This window comes from Niveispirillum lacus, from assembly GCF_002251795.1.
Classification (GTDB): domain Bacteria; phylum Pseudomonadota; class Alphaproteobacteria; order Azospirillales; family Azospirillaceae; genus Niveispirillum; species Niveispirillum lacus.
Map to the genome: position 1 here is coordinate 1 of NZ_NOXU01000029.1, position 13,168 is coordinate 13,168.

Here is a 13,168-nt window from a genome sequence, read left to right on the forward strand (position 1 = left end):
ACCACGATCTCCGTCGCCTTGCCCGCTTCCTTCAACCGAACCGCTTCCTCAACCGCGATCTCGTCAAACGGGTTCATCGACATCTTCACATTCGCAAGCTCGACACCGCTCTCGTCGGGCTTCACGCGGATCTTGACGTTGTAGTCAACAACACGCTTTACGGCGACCAACAGTTTCATCTGGCAGCGCTCTCAGATCTGAAGCTAGGGTAGCGCAGAGTGTGCAGGACCAATGTGATCGTCCATACCCATTGCGATCAAATTATTTGAGCGGTTCTGTCAATTTAGGGTCCCGCCGGCCGGTTCCATTTTCCGGCAGGATGGCTAAAGACCCGATCCATGGTGATCACCCCGATACCCGCGACCGGCATCAGCTTGGCGATAAAGGCTGCCGGTTGGACAGTGTGTTCGCGTCAATGACCATGGCGGCGGCGAATGCCCTCCCCCAAGGGGAAATGCATATCGCAGCGTAGACCGTCGGATTCAAAAAGCAGGCTGGTCTGCCCCTGGATCTCATAGGCCAGCGAACGTTTGATCAGTGTGGTGCCAAAAACATTGACCGCCGGCATGCTGGTGCTTGGCCCACCCGTCTCTTTCCAGGTCAGGTGGATGCACGGGGGCGGCCCCGTCCTCCAGGTTCCAGCGTACGGCCAGATGGCCCCCCCTGACAGAAGGCGCCATATTTGGCGGCGTTGGTGGCCAATTCCTGGAAGACCATGGCCAGGGCAAGGGCTGCCTTGGGCCGCAGGTCAATAGCCGGCCCGTCATCCAGCGGCGTGATCGAAAACAGCACGGGCACCTTCTGGCCATCGGACCGCGCCAAAGTTGCCGCTTGCTCGGTCACCGTCGGAACTGGGGCAACATTGCCCGCCCAGGGCATGCCCAGACGGCCAAACAGTGATGTGCCCTGAAGATCAGCCCCAAGCAGAGCCATGGCCGGTGGATAAAGATATGTGGCCATGCCGGCCCGATCCATACGGCCGGGTCAGTGGATTTTGCCAGGAAATCATCGGCGCCACTATCCAGCCCTTCGCGCTGGTGGGCCGGCGTTTCATCCACCGTAAGCATCAGGATCGGTATGAACAGAGTGGCCAGATGCAGCCGGATCAGCCGGCACAGGGCACCGCCCTGCATGCCGGGCAGGTGATGATCAACAATAAGCAGATGCGGCAGCCACCGATTGAGCACAGACAACGCCGCTTCGGCGCTCTCCACCTGCTCCACCTGATCGCCTTCATCTCCCAGCAACAGTCGGAGACGCCAAGCCTGGGTCGGGCTGTCTTCGACCAGCAGGATACGCCCGCCCTGCGCCTCAGACCTGGCGGACACCGGACACCTTCAGTTCCCTGCTACCGTCCCCGGCCAGGAACACCGACCGGGCAAGGCCCGACAGGTCGCGTTCAACCACGGGCTTGCGCAGGAGCGGGTGGCCCTGCCATTCAACTGGCAGGCCATTGGCATCATAGCCACTGGTCAAGATGAAGGGCACTCCCCGCGAGGCCAATGTTGCGGCCACGGGAAAAACAAGCTGCCCGGAGAGGTTCACATCCAAAATGGCGCCATCCAGCGCCCTTTCTGCGGCCAGCCCCAAGGCCTGATGGATGTCGCCCACGGGGCCGATCACGCCGAAGCCCAGATCCGTCATGATATGTGCAACATAAATTGCGATCAGGAACTCGTCCTCGACGACCAGAATCTGTTTTGGGCACCCCATCGGGCATGGACCTTGTAATCTCATCGGTTGGATGAGCTTAACGCCGTTTGAAGGCGTTTGGCGCTAAGCGATGCGCCTTAATTCAAACGGCATAGGGGTGGGCATGAGACGGTATCTCCTCCCAATCCAGCGGTGCTTTACCACCGATCTCCGCCATGATCTTGAACGAGGCCCCCGCCACCATGCTGCCTAGCGCCGCCATGCGGACATCGGTGATGCGGGCCATCGGACCGCTCAGCGACACCGCACCCACAGCGTCGCCATGTTCGTTGAAGATCGGGGCCGCCACACAGCGCAGGCCAACAGCATGTTCCTCGTCGTCGATGGCATAGCCGCGCCGGCGGCCGGCGGCCAGATCGGCCATCAATGCCCCACGGTCCGTGATGGTGCGGGCGGTCATCCTTATTTGGCCATGCCGGTCAATATGGCGGGTCAGTAGGGCCTGGCTCAGGGCGGACAGCAGCGCCTTGCCCACACCTGAACAATGCATCGGCACCCGCGCGCCCAGGCGGGCAAAGGTGCGCATCATCTCTCGGCACTCCACCTGCGAGAGGTAGACGGCGGCACCCTGGTCTTCAATGGCGAGGTTCACGGTCTCGCCGCTGGCCTCCATCAAGGCCCGCATATGCGGCCTGGCCAGCCGAACAAGATCACGGCTGCGCACGAAACCGTTGCCCATGATAAAGGCCTGCACGCCCACCGACCAAAGCTTGGTTTCGGCATCAAAGCGCACATATCGTTCGGACTCCAACGAAGTGAGCAGCCGGTGTGTGGTCGAAGCGGCAAGGCCAACCGCTGTACCGATCTCTGTCAGACTGCCCCCCCCATCGGCCTGCGCCAGATGGTTCAGAATGGCAATGGCACGACTGAGAACCTGAACATTACCGCTGCGTTCGGCAGCATCGGCTTTGGAGGATGGCGGCATTTTACACCTCTGTCTTGCCGGTGACCCTAACACGCATTTCCGTATCGTGGAAAGACTTCCATAATCTGTTGCGTGGCAGCAAGCCGACTGATACGGCTTGATCAACAATCGCAAAGCCCAGGGAGGGTCCGCTCCATGTCTGCTACCGTCACTGTTCATGGCCTGAAGGTCGATGCCGACCTGCATCGTTTCATCGAGACGGAAGCTCTGCCCGGCACCGGTGTGGCGCCAGACAGTTTCTGGTCGGGTTTTGCCGCCCTGTTCCACGATCTGGCACCGGTCAACAAGCGACTGCTGGACCGACGCGAGGCGCTGCAGGCCAAGATTGATGGCTGGCACATCGCCCGGCGCGGGCAGGATATCGATCCGGATATGTATGAAGCGTTCCTGCGCGATATCGGCTATCTGGTGCCGGAGGGTCCGGACTTTACCATCACGACGGCGAATACGGACCCGGAAGTCAGTCAGGTTGCTGGACCGCAGCTTGTCGTGCCGGTGATGAACACGCGTTTTGCGCTCAATGCCGCCAATGCCCGCTGGGGCAGCCTGTATGACGCTCTATACGGAACTGATGCGTTGGGCGAGGTTGGTACGCCGGGCGCCAAGGGGTACGACCCGGTGCGTGGTGCTGCCGTCATCGCCAAGGGGCGTGAGGTGCTGGACCGGGCAGCGCCGCTGCTGGCCGGCAGTCACCGGCATGCAACCGCTTATCGTGTTATTGATGGCGCGCTGTCTGTGACGCTTGCCGATGGATCGGTAACAGGCTTGGCCACGCCGGAGCAGTTGAAGGGGTATAAGGGCGATGCCGCCGCGCCTGACAATATTCTGCTGGTTCATCACGGTCTGCATCTGGACATTGTCATCGACAGTACCCACGCCATCGGTCAGGGCGATGCCGCCGGTATTGCGGATATCGTGATGGAGTCAGCTCTGACCGCCATCATGGATTGCGAAGACAGCATCGCGGCGGTCGATGCTGCCGACAAGGTCACCGTTTATCGTAACTGGCTGGGCCTGATGAAGGGTGACCTGACGGCGACGTTTGAGAAGGGTGGTCGCACCCTGGACCGTGCGCTGAATCCCGACCGCACTTATGTCCACCCCAATGGCACCGACACGGTCACCCTGCATGGGCGGTCGCTTCTGTTCATCCGCAATGTTGGGCATCTGATGACCATTGATGCGGTGACATTCGAGGATGGGGCCTGGGTACCAGAGGGGATTCTCGACGGCATCGTCACGTCGCTGATTGCCCTGCATGACCTGCGCCGTACCGACGGCCTGTCCAACAGCCGGGCCGGCTCGGTCTATATTGTGAAGCCAAAGATGCATGGGCCGGAAGAAGTAGCCTTTGCCAATCATCTGTTCGACCGGATCGAGGATGTGCTGGGCCTGTCCCGCCATACCCTGAAGATCGGCATCATGGATGAAGAACGGCGGACCACGGTCAATCTGAAAGAATGCATCCGGGCCGCCAAGGACCGGGTATGCTTCATCAATACCGGCTTCCTGGACCGAACCGGCGACGAGATGCACACCTCCATGCAGGCGGGACCGATGATCCGTAAGGCCGACATGAAGGCTGCTGCCTGGATCAGCGCCTATGAGAATTGGAACGTCGATAACGGCCTTGCCACCGGCTTCCGTTCCCATGCACAGATCGGTAAGGGCATGTGGGCGATGCCTGACCGGATGGCGGAAATGTTGAAGGTCAAGGTCGGCCACCCGATGGCTGGGGCCAATACCGCTTGGGTCCCCTCACCCACCGCTGCAACACTGCACGCGCTGCATTATCATTTGGTTGATGTGGCGGCCCGTCAGGCTGAACTGTCCACCCGCCCCCGCGCCTCGCTGCGCGATATCCTGACCATCCCGCTGGCACGCGGCGTCAACTGGTCCGAGGCGGAGATCAATGAAGAACTGGAGAATAATGCCCAGGGTATTCTGGGCTACGTCGTGCGCTGGGTCGATCAGGGGATCGGCTGCTCCAAAGTGCCCGACATTCACAATGTCGGGCTGATGGAAGACCGCGCGACGCTGCGCATCTCCAGCCAGCATATCGCCAACTGGCTGCTGCATGGCGTCTGCACCGAAGCACAGGTGATGGCCGTGATGAAGCGGATGGCAGCAGTGGTCGACAAGCAGAACGAAAACGATCCGGCCTATCGCCCCATGGCCCCGGATTTCGATGCTTCCATCGCGTTTCAGGCCGCCTGTGATCTGGTTTTTAAGGGTGTCGAGCAGCCCAGCGGCTATACCGAACCGCTGCTGCACAAGCACCGCCGGGCACTGAAGGCACGGGGGTAAGCGACACAAATAGGCCATGTCCGTCCCGAAGACGGACATGGCGCTCACCATCGTCAGAACTCCACAAGTGCCGTCTTAACCTTCAAATTAGCCAGATAGGCCTCCCGCCCGAGGTCCTTGCCGATACCGGATCGCTTAAACCCACCGGTCGGCAACATAAAATCATTAGAGCGGCCATAACGGTTGACCCAGACGGTGCCCGCCTCCAGTCCGCGGACTGCACGAAGCGCACGGGCCACGTCGCCGGTATGCACCCCGGCGGCCAGCCCGAACTGGGTGTCATTGGCCAGGGTCAGCGCCTCCTCTTCGTCGTGAAAACTCTGCACGGTCAGGACGGGGCCGAAAATCTCTTCCCGTATCGCCTCTGTGGCGGTGTCCAAGCCCGCCAGAATGGTGGGCTGAAAATAAGACCCGTCCTGCGGCCCGGCAGCGCGGCCGCCACCAGTCACCAAGGTTGCCCCCGATGCGACCGTCCGTCTGACAATCCCGTCAATCCGGTCCAACTGCGGATGATTGATGATCGGCGACAAGGTCGAAGAAGGATCCCAGGTGGGAGCCGGGTTAAGGGCGCGGAACCGCGCCGTGATCAGCGCCATCACCTGTTCCGCCACAGTTTCCTGCACGATCAGACGCGACCCGGCCACACAGACCTGACCAGCATTCAATGTGATCGCGCGGGCAACAATCGCTGCTGTCTTGTCCAAATCGGGACAATCGTCAAAAACCAGTTGCGGGCTCTTGCCACCCAATTCCAGCGTCACCGGTTTCGGCCCGGTCTCCGCACAGGCGGTCATGATTGCCGCGCCGGTGCGGGTGGAACCGGTGAAGGTGACCTTGGCCACCTGCGGGTGCCGGCACAGGCCGTCGCCCACCGACCGGCCGTCGCCCTGCACAATGTTGAAGATGCCCGCCGGAAGCCCTGCCTGGATCGCCAACTCAGCCAGCCTGACGATGGAAAATGGCGTCATTTCTGACGGTTTCAGCACCACAGCATTGCCGGCCGCGATGGCAGGCGCCAGTTTCCAGACAGCCATGACAATGGGCAGGTTCCATGGTGCCACCGCCGCGACCACACCATAAGGTTCCGTGATGGTCAGGCCCAGCTTGTCCGGCGTGGTCGCCGCCACCTCTCCCCCCACCTTGTCAGCGAATTCCGCATAAAAGCGGATACATTCGGCTGAATAGGGTATGTCCCAGGTTCTTGCCTCGGCGATTGTGCGGGTGGAGCCCACAGCCTCCAACACCGCCAGTTCGTCCAGATGTGCCTCCAGCAGGTCCGCCCAGCGGCGCATGACCCGCATACGCTGACGCGGCTCGGCCTGGGCCCAGCCGCTATGTCGATACGCATGGTAGGCACCTACTACCGCCGCATCCACCTGCGCGGGGCCCGCGCTGTCGAGATGGGCATAGATCTGCCCGTCAGAGGGACGGCGAACCGGGATCTCCGGACCAATTCCAGCCACACGGGCGCCATTGATGAAATTGGAACCGCTGGGGAGGCACAGGCTGTTGGGATCAAAGTGGCTCACGGCGCGGCAACTCCGGCTGGCATTCCATATGCGACATGAATAATCCGGATGGCACAGCATTTGGTCGGGATCCCCCGGAACAGGCGCGCCACAATCTTCTGAAATCACCTGCATCCCGGCAGCGAATGCCATGCACCACCGCTTAACATCACCACATGTTAGCTGGGTTTGCGGCCACAGCAGTTCATGCCGCCGCAGATCGGTATCCGAGGGGGTAATGTGATGGAAAAACCGACCCGGCCCGCCGTCAATCTGCGGGCGATGACCGAGGCGGACCTGGAACAGGCCCATGCCCTGTCGCGCGAAATGAACTGGCCGCACAGGTTGGAAGACTGGCAATTCTTCCTGGAATTCGGACAGGGTCTGGTGGCCGAGCAGGGTGGTCTGGTTATCGGTACGGCCATGTGCTGGCTGTTCGGGGCGCAGGCGGGCACGCTGGGCATGGTGATCGTTTCGCCGTCGGCACAGGGGCTTGGCATCGGTCGCCGTCTCATGGCCGGCGTCATGGATATCCTGGGCGACCGCACAATCATGCTGCACGCCACCCAGGAAGGCATACCCCTATACACAAGCCTGGGTTTCCGGCCGGTCGGCGATGTGCTGCAGCATCAAGGCACGGCCTTTTCCGTGCCTCTGCCCGACCTTTTGCCCAATGAACGGGTGCGCCCCATGGGTCAGCGGGATATGGAAATCATCCCCGAACTGGATGCCCGCGCCACCGGCATGGACCGCCGCCGACTGATCGACACGATGGATAAGAGTGCGCTGGGTGTAATGCTGACGCGCGATCACGACGTGGCAGGGTTTGCGCTGTTCCGGAAATTCGGGCGTGGGTACGTTGTCGGCCCGACGGTCGCGCCCGATCTGGGCGGCGCTAAGGCCTTGATCTCCCATTGGCTGGGCGCCAATGCCGGCATGTTCTGTCGGGTGGATATCACCGAGGATAGTGGCCTCTCCCCCTGGCTGGACGCATTGGGTCTGCAATGTGTGGGCCGGGTCACCCGTATGATCCGGGGAACGCCGCTGACGCGCGATCCCGACCTGCTGACCTTCTCCCTGGTGACACAGGCCTTGGGCTGACCAGCCCCCCCCTGCCCCGCCCCCCCCTTCGACAGGCACCCGATCATGTCCCTTTGCCTTTCCGATCCCGGTCTATTCCGTCAGTCGACCTTTATTGGCGGCGAGTGGCGGCAGGCAGGGTCACTTTCCATGGTAGCCGTCGACAATCCCGCCGATGGCAGCATCATTGGCAGCGTGCCGGATTGCGATGCGACCGACACGGCCGCCGCCATCGCCGCCGCCCATGCCGCGTGGCCCGCTTGGCGGGAGCTGACCGCTGGGACGCGGGCGGACCTTCTGGAACGCTGGCACGGCCTGATCCTGGCCCATATCGACGACCTGGCGCGGATTATGACCGCCGAGCAGGGCAAGCCTCTGGCCGAAGCCGCTGGCGAGATCCGCTACGCTGCCACGTTTGTAAAATGGTTCGCGGGCGAGGGGCGACGGGTTTATGGCGGCATGATTCCGGCCCCGGATGCCGATCGGCGAATCCTGACTTGGAAAGAACCGGTCGGGGTGTCGGCGATCATCACACCGTGGAACTTTCCCGCAGCGATGATCACCCGCAAATGTGCGCCAGCACTGGCCGCCGGCTGCCCCGTGGTGATCAAGCCGTCGGACATGACGCCGTTCACTGCGCTGGCCCTGGCCGTGCTCGCCGAACGAGCGGGCATTCCCGCCGGCGTCTTCAATGTCGTCACCGGCCTGCCTAGCGCGATTGGTGGTGCGCTGACCGGTTCGCCTCTGGTGCGGAAACTGTCTTTCACCGGCTCCACCCGCGTGGGCGCGCTGCTAATGGGACAATGTGCCGACAGTATCAAGCGCCTGTCACTGGAACTGGGGGGGAATGCGCCTCTGATCGTCTTCGACGATGCCGATCTCGATCTTGCCGTTGCGGCCACCATGGCCAGCAAGTTCCGCAATGCCGGCCAGACCTGTGTCTGCGCTAACCGGATTTTGGTGCAGGAACGCGTCTATGACCAGTTCGCCGGCAAACTGGCCGCCGCCGTCAGCGCCTTGCGGGTTGGGCCCGGCAACCAGGCTGGAACCACCATCGGCCCCCTGATCAATGATGCGGCGGTCGCCAAGGTTGCCGCCCACATGGAGGATGCCCTTGCGAAGGGAGCGCACCTCCTGACCAGAAGCGAGGCAGCCACCGGGCGTTTTGTCGCCCCCACCATCCTGACCGAGGCGGGGACTGACATGCGACTGGCCAATGAGGAGACGTTCGGACCCCTGGCCCCGCTGTTCCGGTTCACGGATGAACGCCACGCCCTGGAAATTGCCAATGCCACGCCGTTCGGCCTGGCGGCCTATTTTTATACCGAGAACCTGCACCGGGCCTTCCGGGTGGCCGAAAGGCTGGAGGCCGGCATGGTGGCGCTGAATACCGGTTCCATCGCCATGGAGATGGCTCCGTTCGGTGGCATCAAACAGTCAGGCCTAGGCCGCGAAGGCGGGCCGACCGGTATTGAAGAATATCTGGAAACCAAAGCCTTCCATATTGGCGGGCTGAAACTGCACGAGGCTTTGTAAGCCATGACGCGTTCTTACAAAATCGCCGTGATCCCCGGTGATGGTATCGGCAATGAAGTCATGCCGGAAGGCATCCGCGCTCTGGAACAGGCCGCCAGCCTGTTCGGCTTTACGGTAGAACAGAAATGGCACGATTTCGCGCATTGCGATTACTATCTGAAGCATGGCCGCATGATGCCGGAAGATTGGAAAGACCAGATCGGCCAGCCTGATGCCCTCTTCTTCGGCGCTGTCGGCTGGCCGGCGAAGGTACCGGACCATATCTCGCTGTGGCAATCGCTTCTGCTGTTCCGGCGTGAATATGACCAGTATGTCAATCTGCGGCCTGTCCGGCTGATGCCGGGTGTTCCCTGCCCCCTGGCAGGGCGCAAGCCGGGTGATATTGATTTCTGGATCGTGCGGGAAAATACAGAGGGCGAATATTCCTCCGTCGGCGGCACGATGTTCCCTGGCACCGACCGGGAGGTGGTGATCCAGGAAACGGTGATGACGCGGGTGGGTGTGGACCGTGTCCTGCGCTATGCTTTCGAACTGGCGAATAGCCGGCCGCACCGGCATCTGACCTCGGCCACTAAATCCAACGGCATCGCCGTCACCATGCCTTATTGGGATGCCCGCGTCGAAGCGATGGCCAAACATTACCCTGATGTACGGTGGGACAAATATCACATCGACATTCTGACCGCACAATTTGTGCTCAACCCTGACCGGTTTGATGTGGTGGTGGGTTCCAACCTGTTTGGCGACATCCTGTCCGATCTTGGCCCCGCCTGCACCGGGACCATCGGCATCGCGCCGTCCGGTAACATCAATCCGGACCGCACCGGCCCATCCCTGTTTGAGCCTGTCCATGGCTCGGCCCCGGATATCGCCGGACAAGGCATCGCCAATCCGGTGGGGCAAATCTGGTCAGCGGCCATGATGCTGCAACATCTGGGAGAGGTCGAGGCGGCGGCAGCCATCGTGACCGCCATCGAGCGGACATTGGCGGAACCGGCCCTGCGCACCCGCGACCTGAAGGGCAACGCTGATACAGCAACCTGCGGCAAAGCCATTGCCGACGCGATGGGATGATGCGCACCTATTTAAAGAAAAGCGGCGGGCCCCGAGGGACCCGCCGCCAAGTGATGAAGCAGAGATGAAGCCTCAGATCAGAATTTGACCGAGGTCGAAATAAAGAACCGCTGACCCAACGCGTCATACGTGTTGGTGAAGCTGTTCTGCTGAGAGCCGATCATGGTGTCGGGCAGCATCGGCGGCTGCTTGTCGAACAGGTTGGTGACACCGGCCGACACGGCGACACCCTCGACAACCTCATACGAACCAGACAGATCGAACAGGTTGTACGAACCGACCTTCGGATAGACGAGCGTCGTGGGGTTGGTGCCAAACAGGATGGCGTCGTTCTTCCACGACCCGATATAGTTCCACTGTACCGATGCCGTCAGTGGACCGCTCTGATAGGTGAAGGTCGTCGTGGCCTTCCACTTGGGGATTGGCTCACCGCAGATATTCGGACCACCATAGCCGGCGCACTTATAGATGGTACCACCAACAGACGGCTGAACATTCAGCTTGTTGCGATAGGACACGTCGGTCTTGATGCGATACTGACCTTCACCAGCAATCGCGAGGCTTTCCGGCAGATCCTGGTGCCACACCAAACCGAGGTCGACGCCTGAGGTCTTGAGACCGGCATTGTTGACAGTCGGGACCTGGACAACAGCCAGATAACCATCACCTGTGCGCGAGATGGCCTGGCAGGTAGCGCTTTGCAGGTTCTTGTTCACAAAACAGTCACGAACCACACCGGCGGCACCGCCGCCGAAGCCACCAATCTGGTCATCCAGCTTGATCTGCCACCAGTCCAAGGTAGCGGACAGTTCGGGCAGGAAGGACGGCGTGAACACGGCACCGACGGTCCAGGTCTCGGACTGCTCTTCCTTCAGGTCAAAACCCACGACCGCCGCACCCTGCGTCAGGCTCTGATACTGGGTCGGGCGCGCATTGTTGAAGGCGGTAGTGCCGACACTGGCCGCCGGCACGCCCTGGCTGATACAGAAGGCGCGGTCAAAGTTGGTGGCCGTGGATAGCAGACAGGGATCAACAGTGGAGTTCAGGGTTGGGAAGCCAACGGCACCGCCCTGGAACAGTTCAAGCACGTTGGGCGCACGGGTGGCTGCCTGGAACTCCGCACGGAAGTTCACGTCCTCCACCGGCGACCAGCCCATACCAGCCTTCCAGCTTTCAACCGAGCCGACCGACGAATAGTCGGAGTAACGGAAAGCGGCAGTGGCCGACAGGTCCTCAAAGAACGGCTGGTCAGAAACCAACGGCACATAGGTTTCAGCAAAACCTTCCCACACGTCGAATGAGCCAGAGGTCGACAGGGCGGGGTTGAAGCCCAGAATATCGCCCGTGCGGATGCTGTCATCCACGCGATCGAAATACTTGTTCTTGCGCCATTCACCACCAAAGGCGACGCTTACAGCGCCAGCGGGCAGATCGAACAGGTCGCCATTGATGGAACCGTTCCATACCTGCTGCTCAAATTCCTGTACGCGGTTGGTGTCAGTCCGGACGTAGTTGGCAGCAGCTTCGCTGATGCGACCAGGGCCGAAGATATCAATGGGCACACAGCCGGCGGCACGGGCAGTAGCGTCAACGCAGATGGCATTGCCGGCGGCATCGCGCGTGGCATTGAGTGCCTGACGCAGGCGAGCCGATGACACGTCGTTGCGGACAATCACGTCACGGGTAACGCGGCCGAAAGTGAAGTAGGTATCATACCTCCACCCATCAATGAGATCACCCTTGATGCCGGTCGTGCTGTTGAAAGCGTTCTGGTTGTTGTCCTGCTGCCGGGCGCCCAGCTCCATCATACGGCGGGAGAGAGCATTGGCTGTCGTGATGCTGGCATAGTCATTGGCTGTGAAGCCCGGCGGTGCCACGAAAGTGGGATCCGCTGAGGCCGGATACAGGGTACGCAGCTGGGCGACGGTCGCAGCCGTCAGCAGCGGGTTGGTCAGATTGATGCGGATCGGCGGCACACCGGGACGGGGCTGCGGGATCACGGCCGGGGTTTCGGCCAACTGCAGCGGCACGCGGTTTGTCACATAGTTGAACTCTTCATAAATCTCAAAATGTTCATTGAACTCGTGATTGCCGATCGCAAAGAGCGACAGACGCTCCTGCGGCACGCGCAGATAGTTCACAGGCGAGAAGTTGTACAGGTCACCAGCCGAGGTCGTGGTACGGGTGCTGTTATAGGGGCGCGGCACGCCATTAGCATCCCACGTCAGAACCGTGGTGCCACGGGCCAGACGGGCACCCGGCGAGGTCGAGGAACCGCTGAACAGAATGGTCGGGACGCCATTCACCACACCTTCGGTGATTGCCTGCTTGGAATAGTCGCGATCACCAGCCATAACCTCGTCACGCTTATTGTACTCAGCGAACAGGGTCAGGTTGGACTTCCCATCCTCAGAACCGGTTCCGAGGGTCAGGTTCACGTTGCGCTCCTTGCCATCGCCTTCCTTGGTGATGCCATAGCGCGCACTGGCCTTGGCCCCACGGAAATCATCTTGCAGGACAAAGTTGACAACGCCGGCAATAGCATCGGAACCATACACGGCCGACGCGCCACCCGTTAGAACCTGCACCTGCTTAATCAGTGAAGCCGGGACGTTGTTCAGATCAACCGTACCAGTACCGTTGGTCGGGATGTAGCGGCGGCCATTGACCAAAACCAGCGTGCGGGCAGCACCAATACCGCGCAGATCGACCGTGGCGGTGCCGTTGCCGCCATTATTGGAGAATGCACCCAGCGCCGGGATGATCTGCGGCAGTTCGTTTAGCACACTATCGACGGTGGCAGCCCCAGCCTGTTCAAAGGCGGCGGCATCCACGACCGTGACCGGGCTGGAGCTGGTCAGTTCCGGACGCGCAATGCGCGAACCGGTCACCACGATTTCCTCAAGCTGCAATTCCTGCGCAGTGGCCACACCGGTCGCCACCAGACCCATGGCAGCGCCCAACAATAGGCCCCGCTGGAAACGGCGTGACGAACGCTTCTGAACCATCTTCATCGTTAACCCCT

At 61.2% G+C, this 13,168-nt stretch carries 11 protein-coding genes and 1 pseudogene; 4 read left to right on the top strand and 8 right to left on the bottom strand.

All coding sequences use genetic code 11. The features are described from left to right. The 6 genes and pseudogenes from CHU95_RS22895 to CHU95_RS11535 all read right to left on the bottom strand — a co-directional run. A pseudogene (locus tag CHU95_RS22895) lies at positions 1-179 on the bottom strand (electron transfer flavoprotein subunit beta/FixA family protein); the annotation flags it as partial. A gap of 233 nt (positions 180-412) precedes the next feature. Next, positions 413-568 (bottom strand): hypothetical protein, encoded by a 156-nt coding sequence (locus CHU95_RS22435; RefSeq protein WP_165772129.1) that lies wholly within the window; start codon positions 566-568, stop codon positions 413-415. Between the two features lie 32 nt (positions 569-600). Beyond that, positions 601-843: a sensor histidine kinase gene (locus tag CHU95_RS11520; RefSeq protein ID WP_133065511.1), complete on the bottom strand. Its 243-nt coding sequence runs from the start codon at positions 841-843 to the stop codon at positions 601-603. After that, positions 840-1,328, bottom strand: a complete 489-nt coding sequence (locus CHU95_RS11525) for a response regulator (RefSeq protein WP_094456506.1) — start codon at positions 1,326-1,328, stop codon at positions 840-842. Before CHU95_RS11525 ends, CHU95_RS11520 begins: the two co-directional genes overlap by 4 nt. Next, positions 1,312-1,713, bottom strand: a complete 402-nt coding sequence (locus CHU95_RS11530; RefSeq protein WP_133065512.1) for a response regulator — start codon at positions 1,711-1,713, stop codon at positions 1,312-1,314. The genes CHU95_RS11525 and CHU95_RS11530 overlap by 17 nt, the downstream gene beginning before the upstream one ends. An 82-nt stretch (positions 1,714-1,795) precedes the next feature. Then, positions 1,796-2,638 (bottom strand): IclR family transcriptional regulator domain-containing protein, encoded by an 843-nt coding sequence (locus CHU95_RS11535; RefSeq protein ID WP_165772130.1) that lies wholly within the window; start codon positions 2,636-2,638, stop codon positions 1,796-1,798. A gap of 135 nt (positions 2,639-2,773) precedes the next feature. On the opposite strand from CHU95_RS11535, the gene CHU95_RS11540 reads away from it, so the two are divergent. Then, complete coding sequence (locus CHU95_RS11540) at positions 2,774-4,945, top strand: malate synthase G (protein WP_094456508.1); 2,172 nt, start codon at positions 2,774-2,776, stop codon at positions 4,943-4,945. 53 nt (positions 4,946-4,998) lie between these two features. On the opposite strand, the gene CHU95_RS11545 is transcribed toward CHU95_RS11540, so the two are convergent. Next, positions 4,999-6,474 carry an aldehyde dehydrogenase family protein gene (locus tag CHU95_RS11545; protein WP_245838171.1) on the bottom strand — a complete coding sequence of 492 codons (1,476 nt, stop codon included), beginning with the start codon at positions 6,472-6,474 and terminating at the stop codon, positions 4,999-5,001. A gap of 222 nt (positions 6,475-6,696) precedes the next feature. Here CHU95_RS11545 and CHU95_RS11550 point away from each other — a divergent pair, with 222 nt between their 5' ends. The 3 genes from CHU95_RS11550 to CHU95_RS11560 are packed head-to-tail and all read left to right on the top strand — an operon-like array spanning position 6,697 to position 10,143. Beyond that, a complete protein-coding gene (locus CHU95_RS11550; RefSeq protein WP_094456509.1) occupies positions 6,697-7,554 on the top strand; it encodes a GNAT family N-acetyltransferase in 858 nt (285 codons plus the stop codon). A gap of 45 nt (positions 7,555-7,599) precedes the next feature. Continuing rightward, positions 7,600-9,069, top strand: a complete 1,470-nt coding sequence (locus CHU95_RS11555) for an NAD-dependent succinate-semialdehyde dehydrogenase (protein ID WP_094456510.1) — start codon at positions 7,600-7,602, stop codon at positions 9,067-9,069. 3 nt (positions 9,070-9,072) lie between these two features. Next, the gene (locus CHU95_RS11560) at positions 9,073-10,143 is read left to right on the top strand and encodes a tartrate dehydrogenase (protein ID WP_094456511.1); all 1,071 of its coding nucleotides are present in this window, start codon (positions 9,073-9,075) and stop codon (positions 10,141-10,143) included. Between the two features lie 77 nt (positions 10,144-10,220). On the opposite strand, the gene CHU95_RS11565 is transcribed toward CHU95_RS11560, so the two are convergent. Next, a complete protein-coding gene (locus CHU95_RS11565; protein WP_094456512.1) occupies positions 10,221-13,157 on the bottom strand; it encodes a TonB-dependent receptor plug domain-containing protein in 2,937 nt (978 codons plus the stop codon). Positions 13,158-13,168: the final 11 nt, after the last annotated feature.

Coding starts and splice junctions, on each gene's coding strand:
- CHU95_RS22435 (WP_165772129.1), bottom strand. CDS start 568: ATGCCGGCGGTCAATGTTTTTGGCACCACACTGATCAAACGTTCGCTG.
- CHU95_RS11530 (WP_133065512.1), bottom strand. CDS start 1,713: ATGGGGTGCCCAAAACAGATTCTGGTCGTCGAGGACGAGTTCCTGATC.
- CHU95_RS11535 (WP_165772130.1), bottom strand. CDS start 2,638: ATGCCGCCATCCTCCAAAGCCGATGCTGCCGAACGCAGCGGTAATGTT.
- CHU95_RS11540 (WP_094456508.1), top strand. CDS start 2,774: ATGTCTGCTACCGTCACTGTTCATGGCCTGAAGGTCGATGCCGACCTG.
- CHU95_RS11550 (WP_094456509.1), top strand. CDS start 6,697: ATGGAAAAACCGACCCGGCCCGCCGTCAATCTGCGGGCGATGACCGAG.
- CHU95_RS11555 (WP_094456510.1), top strand. CDS start 7,600: ATGTCCCTTTGCCTTTCCGATCCCGGTCTATTCCGTCAGTCGACCTTT.
- CHU95_RS11560 (WP_094456511.1), top strand. CDS start 9,073: ATGACGCGTTCTTACAAAATCGCCGTGATCCCCGGTGATGGTATCGGC.
- CHU95_RS11565 (WP_094456512.1), bottom strand. CDS start 13,157: ATGAAGATGGTTCAGAAGCGTTCGTCACGCCGTTTCCAGCGGGGCCTA.